Annotated in this window: 22 protein-coding genes; 11 read left to right on the top strand and 11 right to left on the bottom strand. The window is 44.9% G+C overall.

Annotated elements, in window-relative coordinates; genetic code table 11:
• Positions 1–202 precede the first annotated feature (202 nt).
• The 4 genes from AB6E30_RS06975 to AB6E30_RS06960 all read left to right on the top strand — a co-directional run bounded on the left by AB6E30_RS06975 (position 203) and on the right by AB6E30_RS06960 (position 5257).
• On the top strand, positions 203–1636 hold the full coding sequence (locus tag AB6E30_RS06975) for a sodium-dependent transporter (protein ID WP_050543975.1): 1434 nt from the start codon (positions 203–205) through the stop codon (positions 1634–1636).
• A gap of 166 nt (positions 1637–1802) precedes the next feature.
• Positions 1803–3419, top strand: a complete 1617-nt coding sequence (locus AB6E30_RS06970; protein WP_102393825.1) for a methyl-accepting chemotaxis protein — start codon at positions 1803–1805, stop codon at positions 3417–3419.
• A 177-nt stretch (positions 3420–3596) separates the two neighbouring features.
• Positions 3597–4295 (top strand): TIGR01621 family pseudouridine synthase, encoded by a 699-nt coding sequence (locus AB6E30_RS06965; protein ID WP_017060318.1) that lies wholly within the window; start codon positions 3597–3599, stop codon positions 4293–4295.
• Positions 4296–4303: 8 nt separating this feature from the next.
• The gene (locus tag AB6E30_RS06960) at positions 4304–5257 is read left to right on the top strand and encodes a class I SAM-dependent methyltransferase (RefSeq protein ID WP_017071833.1); all 954 of its coding nucleotides are present in this window, start codon (positions 4304–4306) and stop codon (positions 5255–5257) included.
• A gap of 93 nt (positions 5258–5350) precedes the next feature.
• Here AB6E30_RS06960 and AB6E30_RS06955 read toward each other — a convergent pair whose 3' ends face one another.
• From AB6E30_RS06955 to AB6E30_RS06935, 5 genes are all read right to left on the bottom strand, one after another.
• Positions 5351–5968: a CDP-alcohol phosphatidyltransferase family protein gene (locus AB6E30_RS06955; RefSeq protein ID WP_017060320.1), complete on the bottom strand. Its 618-nt coding sequence runs from the start codon at positions 5966–5968 to the stop codon at positions 5351–5353.
• Positions 5958–6608 carry an ATP-binding cassette domain-containing protein gene (locus AB6E30_RS06950; RefSeq protein WP_102429176.1) on the bottom strand — a complete coding sequence of 217 codons (651 nt, stop codon included), beginning with the start codon at positions 6606–6608 and terminating at the stop codon, positions 5958–5960. The genes AB6E30_RS06955 and AB6E30_RS06950 overlap by 11 nt, the downstream gene beginning before the upstream one ends.
• Positions 6574–8274: an ABC transporter permease gene (locus AB6E30_RS06945; RefSeq protein WP_102429177.1), complete on the bottom strand. Its 1701-nt coding sequence runs from the start codon at positions 8272–8274 to the stop codon at positions 6574–6576. The genes AB6E30_RS06950 and AB6E30_RS06945 overlap by 35 nt, the downstream gene beginning before the upstream one ends.
• A 5-nt stretch (positions 8275–8279) precedes the next feature.
• Positions 8280–9446 (bottom strand): ABC transporter substrate-binding protein, encoded by a 1167-nt coding sequence (locus tag AB6E30_RS06940; RefSeq protein WP_372103068.1) that lies wholly within the window; start codon positions 9444–9446, stop codon positions 8280–8282.
• Between the two features lie 428 nt (positions 9447–9874).
• Entirely contained in the window at positions 9875–10321 is a 447-nt protein-coding gene (locus AB6E30_RS06935) for an META domain-containing protein (RefSeq protein ID WP_004734625.1), read from the bottom strand.
• 188 nt (positions 10322–10509) lie between these two features.
• On the opposite strand from AB6E30_RS06935, the gene AB6E30_RS06930 reads away from it, so the two are divergent.
• Both AB6E30_RS06930 and AB6E30_RS06925 read left to right on the top strand, forming a co-directional pair.
• Complete coding sequence (locus tag AB6E30_RS06930) at positions 10510–10773, top strand: DUF1289 domain-containing protein (RefSeq protein WP_017060324.1); 264 nt, start codon at positions 10510–10512, stop codon at positions 10771–10773.
• A gap of 109 nt (positions 10774–10882) precedes the next feature.
• On the top strand, positions 10883–11050 hold the full coding sequence (locus tag AB6E30_RS06925) for a hypothetical protein (RefSeq protein ID WP_372103066.1): 168 nt from the start codon (positions 10883–10885) through the stop codon (positions 11048–11050).
• Between the two features lie 57 nt (positions 11051–11107).
• On the opposite strand, the gene AB6E30_RS06920 is transcribed toward AB6E30_RS06925, so the two are convergent.
• The 3 genes from AB6E30_RS06920 to AB6E30_RS06910 all read right to left on the bottom strand — a co-directional run bounded on the left by AB6E30_RS06920 (position 11108) and on the right by AB6E30_RS06910 (position 13231).
• Positions 11108–11410: a thiamine-binding protein gene (locus AB6E30_RS06920; RefSeq protein WP_017065764.1), complete on the bottom strand. Its 303-nt coding sequence runs from the start codon at positions 11408–11410 to the stop codon at positions 11108–11110.
• 127 nt (positions 11411–11537) lie between these two features.
• Positions 11538–11759, bottom strand: coding sequence for a hypothetical protein (locus AB6E30_RS06915; protein ID WP_017057116.1), 222 nt, complete (start codon positions 11757–11759; stop codon positions 11538–11540).
• 233 nt (positions 11760–11992) lie between these two features.
• Positions 11993–13231, bottom strand: coding sequence for a DEAD/DEAH box helicase (locus tag AB6E30_RS06910; protein ID WP_017071932.1), 1239 nt, complete (start codon positions 13229–13231; stop codon positions 11993–11995).
• Positions 13232–13440: 209 nt separating this feature from the next.
• Between AB6E30_RS06910 and AB6E30_RS06905 the strand changes: the two genes are divergently transcribed.
• Together AB6E30_RS06905 and AB6E30_RS06900 are read left to right on the top strand one after the other, a co-directional pair.
• Positions 13441–14067 (top strand): LysE family translocator, encoded by a 627-nt coding sequence (locus AB6E30_RS06905; protein ID WP_372103063.1) that lies wholly within the window; start codon positions 13441–13443, stop codon positions 14065–14067.
• Positions 14068–14334: 267 nt separating this feature from the next.
• Positions 14335–14691, top strand: coding sequence for a PilZ domain-containing protein (locus AB6E30_RS06900; RefSeq protein WP_372103060.1), 357 nt, complete (start codon positions 14335–14337; stop codon positions 14689–14691).
• Between the two features lie 139 nt (positions 14692–14830).
• Here the strand turns inward: AB6E30_RS06900 and AB6E30_RS06895 are convergent, their stop codons facing one another.
• Positions 14831–15955, bottom strand: a complete 1125-nt coding sequence (locus tag AB6E30_RS06895; RefSeq protein ID WP_372103058.1) for a M14-type cytosolic carboxypeptidase — start codon at positions 15953–15955, stop codon at positions 14831–14833.
• 135 nt (positions 15956–16090) lie between these two features.
• On the bottom strand, positions 16091–16366 hold the full coding sequence (locus tag AB6E30_RS06890; RefSeq protein WP_017060331.1) for a nitrogenase-stabilizing/protective protein NifW: 276 nt from the start codon (positions 16364–16366) through the stop codon (positions 16091–16093).
• A gap of 307 nt (positions 16367–16673) precedes the next feature.
• On the opposite strand from AB6E30_RS06890, the gene AB6E30_RS06885 reads away from it, so the two are divergent.
• From AB6E30_RS06885 to AB6E30_RS06875, 3 genes are all read left to right on the top strand, one after another.
• Positions 16674–17768: a NapC/NirT family cytochrome c gene (locus AB6E30_RS06885; RefSeq protein ID WP_372103056.1), complete on the top strand. Its 1095-nt coding sequence runs from the start codon at positions 16674–16676 to the stop codon at positions 17766–17768.
• Positions 17769–17790: 22 nt separating this feature from the next.
• Positions 17791–20238, top strand: coding sequence for a molybdopterin guanine dinucleotide-containing S/N-oxide reductase (locus AB6E30_RS06880; RefSeq protein ID WP_017060333.1), 2448 nt, complete (start codon positions 17791–17793; stop codon positions 20236–20238).
• A gap of 141 nt (positions 20239–20379) precedes the next feature.
• Complete coding sequence (locus AB6E30_RS06875; RefSeq protein WP_017068050.1) at positions 20380–20592, top strand: TIGR02450 family Trp-rich protein; 213 nt, start codon at positions 20380–20382, stop codon at positions 20590–20592.
• Positions 20593–20632: 40 nt separating this feature from the next.
• On the opposite strand, the gene AB6E30_RS06870 is transcribed toward AB6E30_RS06875, so the two are convergent.
• Positions 20633–21370 (bottom strand): HAD-IIB family hydrolase, encoded by a 738-nt coding sequence (locus tag AB6E30_RS06870; RefSeq protein WP_017068049.1) that lies wholly within the window; start codon positions 21368–21370, stop codon positions 20633–20635.
• Positions 21371–21756 lie beyond the last annotated feature (386 nt).

The following is a 21756-nucleotide window of genomic DNA, read 5'->3' as shown; positions in this document are numbered from 1 at the left end:
GGCATTTAACCATAAAAATTTACATCTTTAACGAAATTTGTACGGTATGCTCTTCCAATTTTATTCTTAAACTGGTTTACTTGCTAGACAACGAGCGTCAATCAAATCTTTTAGGTGTGTAAATTTATTTATACACCTTCCTTTTAAAGACGCCACCCAAAGCAAAACACAACATCACATAACACAAAAGTTTGGAGTACACGTGGCTACTAGTAATACAACCACAACACCCCGCGATACCTGGGGTTCGAAGTTAGGATTCGTAATGGCTGCAGCAGGTTCTGCTGTTGGCTTAGGTAACATTTGGAAATTCCCATACACAGCAGGCGAAAGTGGCGGTGGTGCATTCGTTGCCATTTACCTGTTTTTTGTAATTTTTATTGGTTTCAGTGTCATGCTGACTGAATTTGCGATTGGCCGTCATACGCAAAAATCAGCAGTAGGTGCATTTAAAACAACTGACCGTCGTTGGACGTTCGCTGGCGTTATCGGCGTATTCAGTGGTCTACTTATCATGGGTTTCTACCCAGTAGTAGGCGGTTGGTCAATCGCATACATCGGTAAAATTGCAGGTGGTCTTCTAGACGCACCAGAAGCAATTGGTGATAGCTTTGGTGGCTTTATCTCAAACCCAGTTCAACCACTAATGTGGATGGGCTTATACCTACTACTTAACGTTGTTATCGTTATGAAAGGTATCTCTGGTGGTATTGAGAAAGCAGGTAAGATCCTGATGCCGCTTCTTTTCATTATCCTTATTGTAGTATCAATCAAAGGCATTATGCTTCCGGGCGCGATGGCTGGTCTTGAGTTCCTATTCAGTCCTGACTTCTCTAAAGTAGACAGCAATGTAATCCTAGCCGCTCTAGGTCAAGCATTCTTCTCTCTAAGTCTTGGTATGGGTTGTATGATGACATACGGTTCTTACCTTAAGAAGAAAGAGAACCTAGTTCAGACAACAGCAATGGTAACCGCAATGGATACTGGTGTTGCTATTCTAGCTGGTGTTGCAATGTTCCCTGCAATGTTCGCGTTCGGTATGGAACCTGCAGCGGGCCCTGGTTTAGTATTCGTTGTTGTTCCTCAGCTATTCGCTGAAATGGGCGGCGTAATCGGTCTTCTATTTGCTCTTATGTTCTTCGTTGGTTTGAGTGTTGCGGCACTAACATCTTCAGTATCTCTACTTGAAGTTGTGGTTTCTTACCTAATCGATGAGAAAGGCATGAAGCGTGTAACAGCGGTACTGTCTGCAAGTGTTGTAATGGCGATTCTATGTATCTTCGCTTCTCTATCACTTGGCGGCTTCGGTCCAACACTGTTTGATACTGGCGCGTTCGACATTTTCGACCTACTAACGGATAAGATTTTCCTAGCGGTTGGCGGTATGTTGGTATGTATCTTCGCTGGTTGGAGACTAAACCGTGCAGACCTAGAGAAAGAAATCACTAACGACGGTGAAGTCTCTTTCCCACTATTTGGTCTATGGTACACACTAGTTAAGTACATCATCCCTGTAGCTATCGCAATCGTTGCGTTCATGGGTATCTCTTCTGGCTTCGATAGCGGTAAAGGTGCAATCATGCTACTAGGTATTGGTATCATTGCTGGTTTTGCGCTGATTTCTAAGAAGTTCTAATCGCAAGATAAAGTAATTTGATAAACGGGAGCTCATTAGCTCCCGTTTTTTTATGTCTGGAACTTAATTATCTAAGAAAAATAATTATTAAAGGTATCCGTCTGATAGCCGATATAAATGGAACGAATAGCTGTTAGAGCTATATTTTGATTTAGGTAGGTGTTGTGTGAAATTGTCAGTGAGAAAGAAACTGTATGCCGGTTTTGGCTCTATATTGGCGGTGCTTGTCACGTTAGTCAGTATTGTATGGATAGAAGTTATTGGCGCTCATAGAAGTGCTGATGAGATCAGAATGGACGATGTACCGGGCACTGTTACCTATCTTGTTCTGATAGATGAAGCTGGAGATGTCTATCGAGATGCTCTGGGTGCAATCACTCTGGTCGATAATGCACTCAATGATTATCGAACCAACAAGAACGAATTTGCTCAAGCTATCGAGCAGGCTAAGCGTTTGGAGAGTAGAGGTTCGGAAGACCACCGCCGTATTCAGCGAATTGAAGACCTGATGGGGCGTTTCACTCAAGAGTTTGAATCAAAGCTTGTGCCGAAGATCAATGATGAAGCTGCGCTACTAGCCAATATTCAACAGCTACGATCTTTGTATGAGAGCAATCTTATCCCTATTGAGAACTTACTGGATCAAGCGTCAGCAAGTGAGCGCGCAGATACAGAACAGTCACTACTGACACTAACCGACACGTTTACTACCATCGAGCGCACTATCATGGTGTTGTCTGCGATTGCTATCGTCTTCGGTTGTGTGATTGCATATATGTTGTCGAGTTCTATTACTAATCGCCTGACTCGTGTTGAACAAGTAGCACGCCGCGTGGCAAATGGTGATTTAACCGCAGGTGACATTACCGATGAGTCTGGTGATGAACTGGCTGATCTTGCTAGTTCGATTAACCAGATGCAGAAGTCGTTAGTGGACTTATTAGGTTCTATCTCTTCTGTGACCTATGAAGTTCAATCTGTTACGGGCGAACTATCTTCTATTAGTCAAGACATCGTAACGGGCGCTTCTGCTCAAGCTGATAAGGCCAACTTAATTGCAACGGCTGCTGAAGAGTTAAGCTTGACCATTTCAGAAGTGGCGCAGCAGGGCACGTCTACTTATGAAGAAGCACGTCGCTCAGAAACCTCTGCAGAAGATGGCCGCAACGTGATTGTTGAGATGGTGGCGAGTATTCAACAAGTGTCGACTCAAATGAGCGATATGTCGTTGCAAATGAATACTCTAGGTTCTCACGGTGAGCAGATTGGTAGCGTTATCAAGGTAATCGAAGACATTGCTGAGCAAACTAACCTGTTAGCTCTTAACGCTGCAATTGAAGCGGCACGTGCAGGCGAGTTTGGTCGTGGTTTTGCTGTGGTAGCCGATGAAGTGCGAGCGCTAGCAGAAAGAACAACCAAAGCGACACGAGAAGTCTCGGGCATCATTCAATCGATTCAATCGGGCACTCAAGAAGCGGTGACTTACACTCAAGATAACTGTCGTTTAGTTGAGATTGGTGTTGAGCAAAGCTCAGGTGCTGTTTCGGCTCTAGAAGCGATTGTGAGCGGTGCGGGCAATGTACAAAGCATGGTTAACTCTATTGCGACTGCGGCAGAAGAACAGACGGCTGTGACCAAAGAAATTGCAGCGGACATTACCGCGATTAGCGATATCTCTGAGCAATCTCTGCAGCTAGCAACTCGTAGCTCCGAAAATACATCAGGCTTGAACGCTAAGGTTGCTGAGCTAGAAGCATTAGTTGGTAAGTTTAAACTGGGGTAAAGCGGTAGCTTGGTTCTATTTACCTATTGGTAATCGAGTAAAGACCACGCACTGATCGCTAGTTGCTGAAAAGAAGCCCAACGATTCAATATTTATTGAGTGAGTTGGGCTTTTTCGTAGCTGGAATCTGGGTTCAGACGCGGTATACTCCACGTTCTACAATGGAGCTAGCCTTTAATGTTCGATATTCTTCTGAACCACTCTGATTTTTTACTTATCAATAAGCACCCTGGAGTCAGCGTCCACAAAGACGATGGCGATACCATGTTGCTTCAAGAAGTTGCTAAGGCAATTAATGAGCCTAAGCTGTATCTCGTTCATCGACTAGATAAAATGACTTCGGGCATTCTGCTGCTGGCAAAAAATGCGTCGGCGGCGAGCGAGCTTTCACAGCTATTTGCAAAGCGTGAAGTAGAGAAATACTACCTTGCGATCGGTTCTAAGAAGCCAAAGAAAAAGCAAGGTTTGATCTCAGGAGACATGGAGCGTTCACGACGCTCAAGTTGGAAACTTCTGACATCCAAAGAGAACCCTGCGATTACTCAGTTTTTATCAGCAACGGCTGAACCCGGTGAGCGTCTGCTGTTATGCAAACCCTATACAGGGCGAACTCACCAGATCCGTGTCGCGATGAAGTCGATCGGCTCAGCCATTGTTGGTGACCCTATTTATAATCCATCGAGTGAGGCTGACAGAGGTTATCTACATGCCTTCGCGATTCGATTTGCCTATCAATCACAAGCCTACGAATATGTCTGCGACCCAAGGAGCTTAAACTCTTTGGGTGAGAAGTGGCATCAGGAAACCGTGTCGAACGGTTTGGACAGTTGGCTTGAACCTTGGTCATTAACTTGGCCAAAGCTAAACACTAAGTGAGTGAAATAATGGAAGCATCAGCTTTACCTCTGTTTTTTAGTCATATTGAACAGCAACTTAATGAAGTACCAAACGAACTACGCCGTATTTTCCACGGGCGCGGTAAGTTTTGGCCTGGTCTAGAGCAACTGACATGTGACTGGGTTGATGGACAGCTACTGGTTAACGTGTTTAAAGAAGTAGACGACGAATTCTTGTCATCTCTAAAAGCTGGATTGGTTCAACTCACCAACAAAGATATCTGGCAATCAAAGCAGGGCACAAGCATTGTTCTGCAACACCGTTATGCCGATGGCGCGCCTTCAGAGGTTCTATGGGGAGAGTTGAATGATTCTCCGGTTGTGGTTGAACATGGTCTTAAGTACCAATTAGACATTGGCCGTAATCAGAACTTCGGTTTGTTCCTAGACATGCGTAATGGTCGCCAGTGGGTACAAGATAATGCCAAGGATAAGAACGTTCTTAACCTGTTTGCATACACTTGTGGTTTCTCTGTCGCGGCTATCGCTGGTGGCGCTCGTCAATGCATGAACGTGGACATGTCACGTGGCTCGCTAAACAAAGGTCGCGATAACCACCGTCTGAATGAACACGATATGCGCTCGGTTAACTTCCTTGGCTACGATATCTTTAAGTCGTGGGGGAAAATCAAGAAGGGCGGTCCTTACGAGCTCGTTATCATCGATCCACCTTCGTTCCAAAAAGGCAGCTTTGCTCTAACCAAAGATTACAAAAAAATCTTACGTCGTTTGCCTGAACTTCTAACTGAAGGCGGTGAAGTGATTGCGTGTGTGAACTCACCAGCAGTATCACCAAACTTCCTGATTGAGACGATGGCAGAAGAAGCACCAAGCGTTGAGTTCATTGAGCGTCTGGACAACCCGCCTGAGTTTGTCGATGTCGACCTTGATTCAAGCCTGAAGGTATTGAGGTTTAAAATCACGGCTTCAGCTGAAGCTTGATGTCATGATTTAGCGGGCATTATCCATACTAATATAGAAAACGCCGCTCACAATGAGCGGCGTTTTTATAGGTGCAAGAAACTAACTCATTTATTAACTAGCTTGGTTTTTTAGTGTCTGAAAACCAAAATAAATACGCATGAACGTGGTTAGCCAACAAGCTGCACCAAAGGTGTAAGCGATAACCGCAAAGTGTTGAGGCCAAATACAAAACGCGATGAAACAAGCGATGGTTTCAGTGCCTTCGGTTAGCCCTGACATGTAGTACAGAGACTTATGCTTATAGACTGGGTTTTCAATGCCTCGCTTGCCTGCCATAACCGCAAACGCTAAAAAGCTGCTGCCTGTGCCGATAAAAGAGAAGATCAAAAATGCACCGGCAATGGCGTTGTGTTCTGGGTTGGCAATGACAAATCCAAAAGGGATCAGCGAGTAGAATAGGAAATCTAGGCTGATATCGAGGAAACCGCCCGCATCACTAATGCCTTGGATTCGAGCCAAGGCTCCATCAAGCCCATCACATACTCTATTAAACACAATGAAGCCTAACGCCCACTCATATTGTTGAAATGCCAACGCTGGAAACGCTAAACACCCAATCAGAAATCCGAATAACGTGGTTTGATTGGCCGTGATACCCAATTGGTTTAGTAACTTAGCAGACTGATTTAATGGCCACTTAATGACCTTAATGGAGTACTTATCCAGCATGGTTACTTCTCCATGGCCAAGACAGTACTTCTGCCCCTTGAGGTACATCGGCTTCGTCGTGCGTGACCATTAATGTAGGGATATTCGCTTTGGTCAGCTGTTCGAAGACCCAATCGCGAAATTGTGCTCTTAACTCTTGGTCTAGCTTGCTGAACGGTTCGTCAAGCAGGGCGAGTTTAGGCTTGGCTAACAACATACGAGTCAAGCTTATTCTTGCGCGTTGACCGCCGGATATTTGATCCGGGAAAGATTCAGCTAAGTGAGTTAGCTCTATGTCTTTTAGTGCAGCCATTGCTTGTTTTTGGCGAGCGGAACCTTTAACAGAGTTCGGTAACGAAAAGGCCAAGTTTTCCCATACTTTGAGGTGCGGAAACAACAAGTCATCTTGAAACAAAATACCGACTTCACGCTGATGTGGTGGAAGCTCGTCGAGCTGAATATTGTTCAACACAACGGTGCCAGAGTACGAAAAATCTTCACTTAAGTGACCAGCAATCGCATCCAGTAAGGTCGACTTTCCGCAGCCACTCGGCCCCATCAAAGCCAGTATTTGGCCAGATTCTAATGTGACGTTTAGCGCTGAGAACAGCGAATCTCCATCGGTTTTACGGATGGCGAGGTCGTTGAGGTACAGACTCATTACTTAGGAAACCTTTAAAAGTAAGACGGCGATATCTCAGTTGAAGTCGGCTGACTAATATCGCTAAAGAGAAAAAGAACAGAGGCAATAGGGCCTGCCAAATGGCATAGATTGCTGTCACCCTGCGGTCGAAACCACTGGTAAGTGCAACGGCTTCTGTGGTGATCGTGCTAATACGGCCCGCGCCGAGCATTAATGTTGGAAGGTATTGGGCCAAACTCACGCTGATCCCGACCGCCCAAGCAAAGGCAATCGCAGGAAGCAAGATTGGTAGTTTGATCGAATACCAACTCTGAAATGGCGATTTACCTAGGCTCAGCGAGGCTTTAATCAACCCATCATTGAAGCTTTGCCACGGGCCATCCAAAGACAGGTACACAAACGGGAAAGCAAAGAAAACATGCGCCCAAATCACCCAGAACTCATAGGCACTACTGCCGATGTAGAGGGTCGTGACTTGCATACCAAACAACACTGAAAGCTGTGGTATTAGCATTGGAATAGCGATAATGAAGCCCGGAACTTGCCACTTGTATTTGATTCTGTATTCGTGAGCAACCAGCGCAAGCAACAAAGCGATTGAAGCAGCAATCAGACCAATCCATAAGCTTTGACCAACGGTGCTCATGATGCCTTCCCACTCGAACTCCCAGAAGCGCGTGCTGTAGCGGCTCGGCAGTAAATCAGGGAAGCGCCAACGCTGAGCAACGCTCCAAATTACCATTAAAGGAATGATCAGCAGTGAAAGGCTAGCAAGGACAGTGAATACCGTTTTCCCCGGAAGGTTTGCCCCTGTTCTTCCGGAATACTGCCAAGTTCGAAAGTACTTAAGAACCGCCCATTCAACTAAACGCGCCAAGGCGATGATCAACGAAGCTAAACCAAACAAAACGATGGCACCAGCAGCAGCTCGCGGAAGTAGGTTAAGATCCGGATCGTTGAACCATTGCCATACCAAAACGGCAAAGGTCGGCGGGTTGGTTGGGCCTATGATCAAAGCAATATCGACAACCGAGACACTGTAAGCGAGTACCGCCAGCATTGGGAAACGAAGCTTAGTAAACCATTGTGGGAAAATACATTTCCACCAGATCTGAGCGCGGCTGTAACCGAGCGATGCACTGACCTTGGTGATACGCTCTACATCAATTTGCTGAAGTATCGAAATGCTCATCAGCAATAAGAAGGGGACTTCTTTGAGTGCGAGCATAATAATTAAGCCGAACGCGTATGGGTCTTTCACCAATAACGCCAATTCAGAGCTGGTAGCCGATTCGCCGAGCAAGTGATGTACCGCTCTTGCGCCAAGCCCCGTTGGACTAAACAGAAAAGCAAAGCCGATAGCGAAAGCTACATGTGGAATGGCAAGCATTGGCGATAGCGTAAACTCAATCTTTCTCCAAAACTTGTTTCCCCAAGAGGCTTGAAGAATACAAAAGGTCAGGAAGCAGGCTATATAGCTGCTTGCAATTGCTGAACCTAGGCTTAAGCCAATAGAGTGCCAAGCCCCTTCCCATTGAAAGACTTGGCTAAAACCGTTGAGTGTCGGCTCCTCTAAACCAAGGGGCGGGATGAAACTCAGTGACGAAGCCACGACTCCCGCTACCCCAGGAATGGTCGGGATAATGCATACAGCTATAACAACAAAATATAGAGCGCGTAGCATGAAGACTAGTTACCGTATCGCTTAAGCCACTCTTTCTCGAGCGCGTTTTGCCAGCTCGGGTGTGGTTCATCAACCGATTTAAATTGCTGGGTGTTTTTAGCGCTGCCAGTGAGGTACTTGCTGCTCAGAACCGAAGGATCGCCCCAAACATTGAGGTCCCCCTTGCGAGACTGTGCTTCAGGGCTCAGTAAGAAGTTAATGGTCACTTGAGCACCCGCGGTTGCATTGGCGTTCCAAGGAATCGCAAGGAAGTGAATGTTAGATAGAGCGCCGCTTTCTAGAGCATAAGCCTTAGTGGTTTCGGCTAAGCGACCACTGGCTTGTGCTGAATAAACAGAGTTTGGATTAAACGTAATCGCGAGATCGATCTGTCCGTCATCCAGAAGTTGGATGCTTTCCGATGTGCCTGCTGGGAACTGCTTTCCACCGCGCCACGCCACTTTATGGAATTTATCTAAGTAAGCCCACAGTGGTGCCGTTACTTCTTGGAAGTTGTCTTCTGAAACCGGCTGAGCCAGCGCAGGGTTATTGTTTGTTAGTTCAATCAGTAGTGACTTAATGAAGCTCGTGCCATGAAACTCTGGTGGGCGAGGGTAGCTTAAGCGGTTCGGGAAAGCCTGAGCGTAGCTTAACATCTCAGAGAATGATTGTGGCGGGTTGTGAAGTGTTTCTTGGTCATGAATGAACACCAGTTGTCCCACGCCCCACGGTGCTTCTAAGCCTTCTGTCGGCTCTGAGAAATCGACATCAATTGGCAGAGACTTATCGACATACTGCCAATTTGGAAGTGATTCCGTAAATGACCCAAACAATAGCGCGTTGTCTTTCATCGAACGGAAGTTCTCGCCATTAATCCAGACGATATCGACGCTGCCTTCACTGTTCTTTCCTGCCGCTTTTTCAGCAAGCAGTCGAGTGGTGGTTTCCGCAATATCGGTCACTTTCACATGCTTTAACGTGACACCGTGGTCACTTTGTAATTTCTTGCCTGCCCACTGTAGGTAACGATTGATCTCTTGGCTTCCGCCCCAAGCGTGAAAGTAGACAGTTTCTCCCTCTGCCTGCTGTTCTATTTGGTTCCAGCTGTCGATGGATGTTGCTTCATCAGCATAAATGGTTGCGCTGTATGCAACGGTTGCCATGATTCCTAACGTACTTACTATCTTGTTCATAAACTTTTCCATTTGGTAGTGAACGGGCAAGAGCATTGTATTTTCGAACTCCCTAGTGCGTATTGACCCTTCGTGGTTAACGAAAGATCAACATGCCCTAATAGTTATTCTATCTGTTTCTGAAATAAATTCTAATTCAACAGTAAATTCAATCAATTACTTGAGAACAAGCAGGGAGTTCGCGGTCGAGTTTTGTTCGATACGTAATCATCTCGAAAACTCGACAGACTCTAGGCTTTTGCCATCCTAGCAACAGACCGCTGAACCGTTGAATTTATTGCATCTAAATGAGAGATTTTTGAGGTTTATTGGAGGTTGGTACGAAAAGTCGGCGATGAGCGTCAATTTTGAAGAAGTAGTGAGGGCAAGCTGACAATAAAAAAGGAGCCATCAGGCTCCTTTAATCAGTATTTGGTTTCGATGACGGATTAGTTTACCCAGTCACGAATTGTGTACGTTAGCGTGTGTACATCGTTTTTCAGTACTAGCGTATCGTTTGTTAGCGTTACGTCGCTCCACTCGCTTAGAGTAGCAGAAACCGATTGTTCGATTTCCATCGCAGAGCCGTGACACATTTTCATTGTCATGCCCATTTGCTTGATACGGAATTGACCGTCTTTCAGCTCGCCTTGACCGAAGAAGTTGTTACAACCAGCCATGCCGTTTGCAGTCATCTTTTCGCCGATCTCTAGACGAGGAGCTGCTTGGTCTTCGCTTTTCACAATGTCCTTGCCATCAATTTGCGCAAGTTCCCAATTATGGTGCTGTAGATCGGTTGGTGTTACTTGCATCGCGTTGTCACCTGTTGTTGTGCATGCTGCTAGCATCATAGGTAAAGCGGCTACTGCTAGTAATTTTTTTGAACTAAACTTCATATTATAAGGCTCCAAAGGAAAGAACGAAGTTACCGGATAAGTGTAACTTGATGGGTTCAAAGTATAGTTTACAAAACACTATATGTGTCAGTATAAGGTCATAGTTTAGTATGGATTTCACGAGCCAGGCGACAAATTAATCGCTTATTTTTGAGAGAGTAAGCGTAATTTTGAATGTGTAAGGAGGCATGGTGGAGCAGTTAGAGTTTTTCCAAGTTCCAAGCCCTTGCGTTGGGGTTTGTTCAAGCGATGACAAAGGCTATTGCAACGGTTGTATGCGCAAGAGAGAAGAGCGCTTTAATTGGATGTCGATGACACCGTCAGAACAATTGCACGTGATAAAGCTGTGTCGTCAGCGCTATAGAAGAAAAATAATGAATCAAAAAAACTTGATTGGTAAGCAGGTCGATGAAGAGGGAAATACCAGTCCCCAAAGAGATCTTTTTGGCTAAAGAGGAAGTATTTAGATTTTATTTAACTCCGAAGTAACTATTACTTTACATAATGGTTGGGGTGTAATATTAAAGTAGGTACCTTTGTACCTGAAGGAGTGGTGTCGGTATGAATAAAAAGAGCGTAAAAATCAAAAAAGAGCCAGTCAAAGCACTTGACCGAAAACCGATCGGGGCAAAAGATGACCCTGAAGAGACTCCGCGTGATTGGCATTCGATGTCAGAAGAAGAACGAATGGAAATCCTTTCTCACCTCTCAGACATGCCTTTCCAATAACACCACTGGTTCTTCAGAGCCTTTCTTAAAGCTCAGTTTTCAGAAACAAAAATGTGATTAAACAAACATGTGATTCGCTTTCGTTACACCACGATGGTACGTGCAAAATGTATCATCGGCCTCGGTGGTTTTACTGTGAATCTTAATGTTTGTGATCACTTCTACCGCCCCTGCATCGTAGCAAGCTTGTTCTGCTTTTTTAACGATATCGAGTAATTGGTTGAGTTCACCTTTCATCGTAGTTTCCATCGCACCGACTTGGAAAGGCACATCGGCAGCTTTCACAACTTCAATGGCTTTATCAACCACTTCGAAGTTGTTGCCTTCTTTAACGCGAGGTATCACTTGGAAGGCAACCATCACTTCTTTTTCTCTTTTTAACTCAGACACTTTCTGCTTACTCTAGGATAGGGAATTGTTGCAGATGATAGGTTAATTCGGAGACGAATTCTACAGCGATTATGCTGGTTGGATTACTCTCTTTGTCCTACTTGTTACCCCAGTGGTCACTTACCCAACCACCTATGTGCTCATCAAAATGACTGCCACTGAACCTCTGGTTGCGTTCAACCGAAGTATCACAATCATCTTTATTATCTATTAGGGTTTGTATGTAGTTTGCCATCGGGTCATTGGAACGTTGACGATCTCGGCGAGTTGCCACTTCCTTAATCAGTTGTAATCGATATGTAGAGCTAGCACGTTTCATTTCAATGACCTCCTGTTGTAGACACTAATAGAAAAATCTAGTTGCTAGATATAGGGGCGTCAACGTGATTTAAGAGTATTTTTTTTGAGCAACCAAGAATCAATACGTTGGCATCATAATTCACAAAAGTGTCATTTAAGTTGGCAACTTTAGGGAAGTTTTTGGGTGTGAATTTGTATTTTGTTGCATATAAAAAAGCCCAGTACAAACTGAGCTGACCATTCTATTTCTGGTTACTTAGAGCTATTTGGTTTGCTTTTAAATTGCTTAATGCTTTTCTTTTTAGCTGTTCTTCGATTGGCCATTTTATCTTTAGGTGGACGCTTGCGAGCGGTCGTTTCAGATGCAGGTTTGTCGGTAACCGGGAAACCCTCTAATGGTTGCAGCACTAACGGCTTATTGGTCAAGGTGCGAATCGCATTGAGGTAGTCAGTTTCGCTGTGGCTAACCAGAGAGACCGCGCAGCCAGTACTTCCTGCTCTTGCTGTACGACCAACGCGGTGTACGTAAGTTGCTGAGTGAGAAGGTAATTCGAAGTTAATTACGACAGGTAACTGATCAATATGAATGCCTCTAGCCATCACGTCTGTCGCGATAAGCACACGAGTCTCGCCATTTTTGAAACTTTCTAATGCTTGCTCTCGTTCTTCTTGGCTCTTATTTCCATGTAACGCACTCACACTGATTTTGGCTTTATTCAATCGTTTGGTTAATGCATCGGCATTGTCTTTTGCGCCAATAAATACCAATACTTGCGGCCATGTGTGTTGATTGAGTAGTGCGATGAGCGCTTGAGCTTTACTGCCTTTGTTCACTAAATACAGGGTTTCTTCAATAGCCGCGACCACGCTGTTTTCTTGATGTGTCGTGACCTTAACTGGATTTGAAAGAAGCTCTTCAGCCTGACCTACTAATTCGGGCGGAAGTGTCGCAGAGAACAACAGTGACTGACGTTTGCTCGGTAGTGCTGAAGTAATCGCTTGAATATCTGGCCAAAATCCCATGTCGATCAGGCGGTCGGCTTCATCAAGAACCAATGATGAACACCGAGCTATATCCAGTTCATCACTTTTGATTAAAGCAAGTAGGCGGCCCGGTGTGGCGATGGCTAATTGTGGTTTAGTCGATAATTGTTGCTGTTGATCATCAGTATTTACGCCGCCCGTTAGCGTTACCAATTTGATATTGAGCGTTGTCGCGATCGGTTCTAAAGATTTGGTCACTTGAGATGCAAGTTCACGGGTTGGAACAATGATCAGTGCTTGCAGTTCATTCACATCTTGGTTGATGTTATTCAGTAAAGGTAAGCCGAACGCCAATGTTTTACCGCTGCCCGTTTGAGCCAATGCGAGTACGTCTTTCCCCGCAATAATGGTAGGAATTACCGCTTGCTGTATCTCTGTCGGCTTATTGAATTGAGATGAGAGCGCGGAGACGGTTTTTGCGTTAAGGGTTAGGCTATCAAATGACATAAATGAACCAAGTATCAAAAAGGAGGTGGAGTCTATCAGGGCTACAAATGTTAGAGAATCAGTTTTGTATGTTAGACGATAAACACATTCATTATACGCGCGAATTATGTCTGTTAGCTATACGCGATAATTAAGCGTTTATCATATTGTAATGGCACTGAATGGACGTACAATGTCCGCCCTAAAAATGTTCATGAAATGAGATCGAAATGAGTTGGGACAGTATCTGGCTGTTTATCGTTATCGTGTTTTTTATTGCCATTATCCCGGGCCCAAATGCGCTGTTGGTATTAAGCACAGCCTTAACTCAAAGGAAGCTGTTCGCATTTGTGAACGTGTTGGGCGTGTCATGTGGTTTCTTTTTTCATGCCTTTATCTCGGCTAACGGCATAAGCTTATTACTGTCGAACACTCCCATGGCCTTTGAAGGGCTAAAGTGGGCTGGGGTTTTGTATCTTGTCTGGCTTGGGTATAACCATTTTCGTGCGGCGCTGCGCGCTCAAGAGGGCGTGCTCTCTGTGGTCAGTGCATCGGAAAGTAAGCTTTATAAGCAATTTTTCAAAGGGCTTCTCACTAATCTACTGAATCCTAAAATTGTCCTGTTTTATCTTTCTATATTCCCTCAATTTGTTTCAACAGATGCGATTGTGACAGACAGTTTGATACTTGGTGCAATTCAAGCGTCAGTGGTGTCGATGTGGTTCTTAGTTGTGATCTTAATGGCGGATACCTTTAAGCGCTTGTTAGTTCAAAAGCGCACCTCGCAAATGATGAACATTGTGTGTGGGATTCTATTCGTGGGCTTCAGCATTCAGTTGGCATTGTTTCAGCTTTAGGGTGCGATGCGAAGAATTGGGTTTTTAGCTATTGGTTCAGTTCATTTCCGGCTTAGTTCTCGTTTCCATCTTAGTTTTCATTTCCGATTCAGTTCTCATTTTTTACTGAATGCTAAGCAATCCGTGTTTCTCTGTATAAATCTCTAAAGCATTAGCTCGGGAAGTCGATATAATTATTAGCTATCAATTTGGTGAATGTGTTTATTTGAGACCAATTGAAGCTACAGCCTATTGCTTGACCGAAATAACAGAGACAGGGAGTCACCAATGCGTGAAGATTCATTCACCCAGAAACGCAAATATTACCGCTTGAAGTACCCAAAAAAGGCACGTCCAGTGATGCGAATTAAGGATGAGCTTTTTCATGTGAGTGAAGTGTCTGAAAAGGGTGTGCGCTTGATGATGCGTAACATCATTCCTGTTTATCGAGGCTTCTCAATGGCGGGCAGTTTAAGACTGCACGATAACAACACCATTGATATTAGTGGTGCAGTGCTGCGACAAGAAGGCGATGAAGTGATCGTTCAGTTGTTAGAAGGACCAAGCTTCAAAGATATGGTGTCAGAACAAAGACACATTAGACAAAGATACCCAGTATTTTTTGCAAGTCTAAGAGTGGCTTAAAAGCGACTGACATTAGATTCCTTAAGGCGAAAATCGCTCATTCTAAGCAGAGATTAAAAAGCCCAGCACTTTCACAAGTGCTGGGCTTTGTTCTATCTATCAAGCTAGATATATGGACAAATTAAAGAGCTTAGTGACTCTATAGCTCGTCTACTGTAGCCCAAACCGCGGCTAGCATGTCGTGACCAAACGCGACACTTCGCTCTGGAGACCAGCCGTAAAGTTCGTCAGCGTGACTGATGTGATCTTTAAATGGCATCTCGACGGTGTAAGCCAAACACTTGAATTGCTCACCAATCCAGTTTGTGCCAACTGTCATGTTTGCTTTGCCTGGTTCGTCTTTATCGTAACCAAATTCATCTTGGAACTCTGGCGTGATAGTGAGCAGTGCTTGCTTGAAGTGGTTCTCTAGCTTCGCGATGCGCTCGTTGTAAGAAGGTGTGCCTTCGCTACCTGCTACAAAGTTATATGGAATCGCTTCGTCGCCGTGAATATCTAGACACAGGTCAACGCCCGTTTCCAGCATACGCTCGCGAACAAGGAATACCTCTGGGCTGCGTTCCATAGAAGGTGATTGCCATTCACGGTTCAGGTTTACGCCAATCGCGTTAGTACGCAGGTGACCGCGGATGCTGCCATCTGGGTTCATGTTTGGTACAACTCTGAATACAACGCTGTCTAGAAGAGAGCGACCAACCGTATCTGTTTCATCAAGTAGGCGTTGTAGCAGGCCTTCGATCAGCCATTCAGCCATCGTCTCGCCAGGGTGTTGGCGACCAATAACCCAGATGTTTTTCTTCTCTTCACTTGGCTCGCCGATGGTTAGCAAAGTGATGTCGTTGTTGTCTAGCGTCTGACCTAGAGTTTCAAGCTTACAAGCAGGGTGCGTTTGAGCATTGTGCAGAAGATCTTGGTGACGATCGTATGAGTACGGCGCGAAGTACGCGAAGTACATTGAATCGTGTTCAGGGATGATATCGAAGCTTAATGTATCGCCATCGAACTGAGATGGGATACGGAACCACTCTTCACGGTCATACGATGCAACTACATCGTAATCTTTCCAGCCTTCAGGGTAGGCAGATGTTGCCAATTGACCGATTTCAAAGTGGTGAGATTGTTGAGCTTCACTTTCTAAGCGGAAGTGAAACCACTGAGAGATTTCAGTTTGGTAGTCTGCTGGGATCGTCAGTTGAATGTTTTGTGGTGAATCTGCAGAAACGACGTGAATGTTGCCGCTTTCGAAATTGCTGAAAATTTTCATTGTAGTTTTTATCTCGTAGTTGAGTTGCCGTAAGACTAGCACACTTTTTTTCGAGCAAACCACTAACTAAATCGTAATGAGATGTTATTTCAACTATCTACTTTTTAGTTCTCTACTTTGAGCAGTACTTCCTATCTATCGACGCTGACAAGTTGTACACCCACGACAGGCTGAACGTGTGTGGCGATCTAACTTGCTGCGTTGAACCTTACAATAAGCGTTTTTCAGCGCTCTTCTTCCTGAGAACCAATCATCGGGTTTTGACAGGATCAGATAACCATTAAAGCGTTTCATAAGCTCGACTCTATTTTGGTTGATGAACTTGCTATCAAACCCAATTTCGAAGTAATCAAGCGCTTGTTCAATCGAGGTGAAACTCGCCATTTTTTGTTGGAATTCTGTTTGGTTCATTGAGTGAGGAGTTTATGAAAAATAGATAGCCAATATTGTAATAGATTTACAATTTACTTCTTTGACTTAGAAAGCCGTTTTGTCTCGTTGATGTTGGATTAATCAATAATGAATATTTAACCGCTGCTTCTTATTTGGTGGGTGATTGTATCTGGTGGGGAATAATTTCGTGAAGTGACCTTGGGTTCTCATAAAGGTTCAATTTTTGTTCCTCAGAATGCGATTTATGATCCAAATCAAACTGATCTACCCCTAAAGTACTATTCTGATCTTAATTGTAACCAATTGTTGAAGATGATTAAGAATTATGACAATAAAAAAACGTTATATCGCACTAATAGCGGCGGTTGGTATAGGTATTGGCTGGTTAACCTTAGGGGGAACTGCAGCCGTTATGCACTATACATCGAGCACTGAGTTTTGTGTTTCTTGCCACACAATGGAAGCACCCCACAAAGAATACCAAGGTTCTGTACACTTCAGTAACGCAAAAGGCATTCGAGCTGAATGTGCCGATTGCCACATTCCAACTGATCCGATTGACTACGTGATCACCAAAGTAAGAGCGTCCAAAGACATCTACCACGAATTTATTTCAGGTAAGATAGACACGCCTGAGAAATATGAAGCACACCGTGAAGAGATGGCTGAGACAGTTTGGGCTCAATTCCGTGAGAATGACTCAGCGACTTGTCGCTCTTGTCACGAATTCGATGCAATGGAAGAGTTCGAGCAATCTCGTGATGCAGCAAAAATGCATGCTTATGGTCGTGAAAATAACCAAACGTGTATCGATTGTCACAAAGGCGTTGCACATTTTGCTCCTGAAGCTCAGCTAGATAGCAAAGCGTTCGATACCCTGATCGCATTTACGAAAAACACGCCAGCAGATGCGAAAGTGGTTTACCCAGTAACCGATATCGCAATGGGTGACTTCGGCAGTGTAAACCCAACAGCAGAACTGGAAGTGGTCAAGGCTGAAGGCGACAACCGTACTGTGACTTTGAATGCATTCCAAATGAAAGGTGCAGAGCAAGTGCTTTACTTCGGTGAAGGCCAACGTGCAATCGTTGCGACATTGACAGACAAAGGTCAAGAAGCACTGACTACTGGTGACTATAAAGCCGATGCTTACGGTAACGAGTGGCGTTCAGTTGCGCTAACGGGTGATATCACTTCTCCAGTTGTCGATAAACTAGACCCAATCTGGTCTTACGCAGAAGAGTTGGACAACGTTTACTGTGCAACGTGTCACGCGAAAATTCCTTCAAACCACTTCACTGTGAATGCTTGGGGACCTGTTGCGAAAAGTATGGGCGACCGTACAGACATTTCTGAGCAAAACCTTGAGCTGCTGACTAAGTACTTCCAAAACCACGCGAAAGACGTTGTTGGTCACTAAAGAGAATTAGAAGGATAAAATTATGACTAATATGACACGTCGTGGATTTATGAAAGGCACAGGTATTACAGCTGGTGCGTTGGCATTCACATCTTTGACGCCGATGAGCGCAATTGCTTCGGACAAACGTGGTTCTGGTGTTCTAACATCAGGTCGTATGGGACCAATGCTGTGTGAAGTGAAAGATGGCAAGTTAGTGTCGACGACGAATGCACTGGCACAAACGGTTCCAAATAGCCTGCAGACCACAGGCCCTGATCAAGTACACACCAAAGCGCGTGTTAAGTACCCTATGGTTCGTAAAGGCTACTTGGCTAACCCATCTGCACCTGAAGGTGTACGTGGTAGTGATGAATTTGTTCGTATCTCTTGGGATGAAGTGTACAAATTGATTCACCAACAACACTCACGTATTCGTCAAGAGCACGGTGCGGAATCTGTATTCGCAGGCTCTTATGGCTGGCGTTCAAGTGGTGTTCTGCACAAAGCGCAAACGCTTCTACAACGTTACATGAGCATGGCTGGTGGTTACTCTGGTCACTTAGGTGATTACTCAACAGGTGCTGCGCAAGTTATCATGCCGCACGTTGTGGGTTCGATTGAGGTGTATGAACAGCAGACGACTTACCCAGTTATCCTTGAGCACAGTGATGTGGTGGTACTTTGGGGCCTAAACCCAATTAACACCTTGAAGATCGCTTGGAGCTCAACCGACTGTGCAGGTCTTGAGTTCTTCCACCAGTTGAAGAAGTCGGGCAAGACAGTGATTGCGATTGACCCAATGCGCTCTGAGACTATCGAGTTTTTTGGTGACAACGCAGAGTGGATTGCTCCTCACCCAATGACTGACGTAGCCATGATGATGGGTATCGCACACACGTTAGTGAAACAGGGCAAGCACGATAAAGAATTCTTGGGTAAATACACAACAGGTTACGACGTATTCGAAGCTTACTTGATGGGTAAGGAAGACGGCGTAGAAAAATCTGCTGAGTGGGCGTCTGAGATCTGTGGTGTGCCAGTGAAGCAGCTTGAGCTACTTGCGGATATCTTCAGTAAGAACCGTACTATGCTGATGTCTGGCTGGGGTATGCAGCGTCAACAATACGGTGAACAACGTCACTGGATGTTGGTTACGCTAGCGACAATGCTAGGTCAAGTTGGCTTGCCTGGTGGTGGTTTCGGTCTTTCTTACCACTACTCAAACGGTGGTAACCCTGCTCGTGATGCAGGCGTACTTCCTGCGATTTCAGCGTCACTTGGCGGTGGTTCTTCGGCGGGTAACGATTGGGCTGTTTCAGGATCTGTGAACGCATTCCCTGTAGCGCGTATTGTTGAAGCGCTAGAAAACCCGGGTTCAAGCTACCATCACAATGGTCACAACCTAACGTTCCCAGAGATCAAAATGATCTGGTGGGCAGGCGGTGCGAACTTTACTCACCACCAAGATACCAACCGCTTGATCAAAGCTTGGCAAAAGCCTGAGCTGATTGTTATCTCAGAACCTTACTGGACAGCAGCAGCTAAGCACGCGGATATTGTTCTGCCAATTACTACATCGTTTGAACGTAATGATATGACGATGACGGGTGACTACAGTAACCAACACTTAGTGCCAATGAAGAAAGTGGTTGAGCCACAAGGTGAAGCTCGTAACGATTTCGATGTATTTGCGGACATGTCTGAGTTACTTGCTCCGGGTGGTCGTGATGTGTACACCGAAGGCAAGACCGAGATGGAATGGCTGTATGGTTTTTACAAAACCGCACAGCAAGGTGGTCGTGGTCAGCGTATCGTAATGCCTAACTTCAGCAAGTTCTGGGAAGATAATCAGTTGATCGAGATGAAGTGGAACGAGAAGAACGCACAGTTTGTTCGTTACGCTGATTTTCGTGAGAACCCAATCATGAACCCACTAGGTACACCAAGTGGCAAGTTCGAGATATTCTCAAGAACCATTGAAGGTTACCAACTAGATGATTGCCCTGCACACCCAACTTGGTTAGAACCAACAGAGTACACAGGCAACGCTAAAGATGGCGAACTGCAACTGATGACAGCGCACGCCGCGCACCGTCTGCATAGCCAGTTCAACTACGCGAAGATCCGCGAAGAGTATGCGATTGCAGACCGTGAGCCGATTTCAATTCACCCTGAAGATGCGAAAGCTCGAGGCATTAAAACGGGTGACTTGGTTCGTGCACATAATGGTCGTGGACAAGTATTGGTGGGTGCATTAGTGACGGATGGCATCAAACAAGGCTCTGTATGTATCCATGAAGGCGGTTGGCCTGATTTAGATAAAGACACAGGTCTATGTAAAAACGGTGGCTGTAACGTGCTTACGTTGGATATCCCGACTTCTCGTTTGGCGAATGGCTGTGCTGCAAACTCTGCGCTTGTGAAGATTGAAAAATACACAGGTCCAGTATTAGAACTCACGGCATTTGATCCACCTAAAAACGGCTAATCTTTAACAAGTAATAGCTAACTGAATGAAGCCAGCCTAATCGCTGGCTTTTTTTGATCCTTTTCTTGCGACGAAGACTATTACTCAGTGTCGGCTAGACAATCCATAATAATCAATGACATCTAAGCGAGAAATTAACTCATGAATCGAATCAATCCAAAGAAACTACTTCGCAGTAAATGGACGGCCGTTAGCCCTGTAAAGAAAGAAAAACACTTTATGGTCACAGAGGTCGAGTTTGAAGAAGGGGAGGTTATTCGTTGTTTGATAGAAGCGGTGATGACCAAACGAGAGGAAGACATCAACTGGCGGGATCTCACCGACAAGGATCATTGGCTTCCCGGTTGGAAATAAGGATAGCAAGTAGGGAGCAGTCGGTCACCTCTACTTATTTCTAATTACCCGCTGCTGCACGCCCTTGCCAGTATTTAAGGCCTTCTAAGACACCCTCAGCATGTGTTGCTCTACTCGTGTATACGTTGTCTCTATCCGATAGGTGAGCAACCTCTGGGTAATGGTTAGCAACCAGTATCGAGTTTACGCCTTCAATGGTGAGCATTGAGGTGTCGTTAGCTGAGTCACCTGCGACGCACACTTCTGCAACGCTCAAATCGTGTTGTTCGAGTAGGTGGTGAATCGCAGTCGCCTTGTTAACGCCTTTTGGTGTGATATCTAAGTACCAATCATGAGAGTAAGTCAGGTGAACATCTAATCCGTGCATCTCCAAGCTAGATTCAATCAGTTCGTGTTGAGGCTCTGAAAGCTTTCCTTCAAAGGTGATCTTGTAATCGCCTTGATGGTTTTCTATGCGCTCACCCATAAAATCAAGGGGGGCGAGAGCCGTCTCTACCCTTGATTTGTTCCAAGAAGCTTCCAGTTGGTTATGCCAAACATGGTCTGGTTTTTGGGAATGAACATGATGAATTTTGGTGCCCACATCGCTAATAATACTGTGTGGCTTCGGGTAGTTATCCGATTCTAAACCCATTCGAATCGAAGGTAATGTTCTTCCTGTCGCGATGATAAAGCGAATATCAGGTTGTTCTGTGAGGTAATCAAATAGCTGGTTAACACCGTGAGATGAGCCTCCATCAAGCGTACCGTCAAAGTCACACACCAACATTTTTATCATTCGAATTCCTTGTCTTTTTCTCTATTTCGTCACGGGAAAATGCTTATTTCTTTTATAAAGAATGGCTCAGCAATGAGCACTCTACAAGTTGAAGTTCAGCTTAGATAATCACCAATTGACAGTTTGCAGCAAGTATCACAGTTGGTGTGACGTATTAAAATTCTTGGTTGAAAAGGTTGATTTCAACTCGCTGACTTTAGCCGGTTGACCTTTGGTTTTTAGGTAGAGATTGAGAGTTGATCTTATATTTTTTACCGAGCGAACTTTCGCCTCGGAAACATCATGAAAGCTTAATAAATAGTTCGTACTCGAATTATTTGTGCACGAACTAATAATGGCTTTTGTTGGTTCATTCAGCCTATTAATCACTCTAATGTAAAATTAAT

It is taken from the genome of Vibrio sp. 10N.247.311.12, from assembly GCF_041467515.1.
GTDB classification, from domain to species: Bacteria; Pseudomonadota; Gammaproteobacteria; order Enterobacterales; family Vibrionaceae; genus Vibrio; species Vibrio crassostreae_C.
Note: the sequence above shows the minus strand (reverse complement) of the source record. Positions and strands in the feature narration are given on the sequence as shown.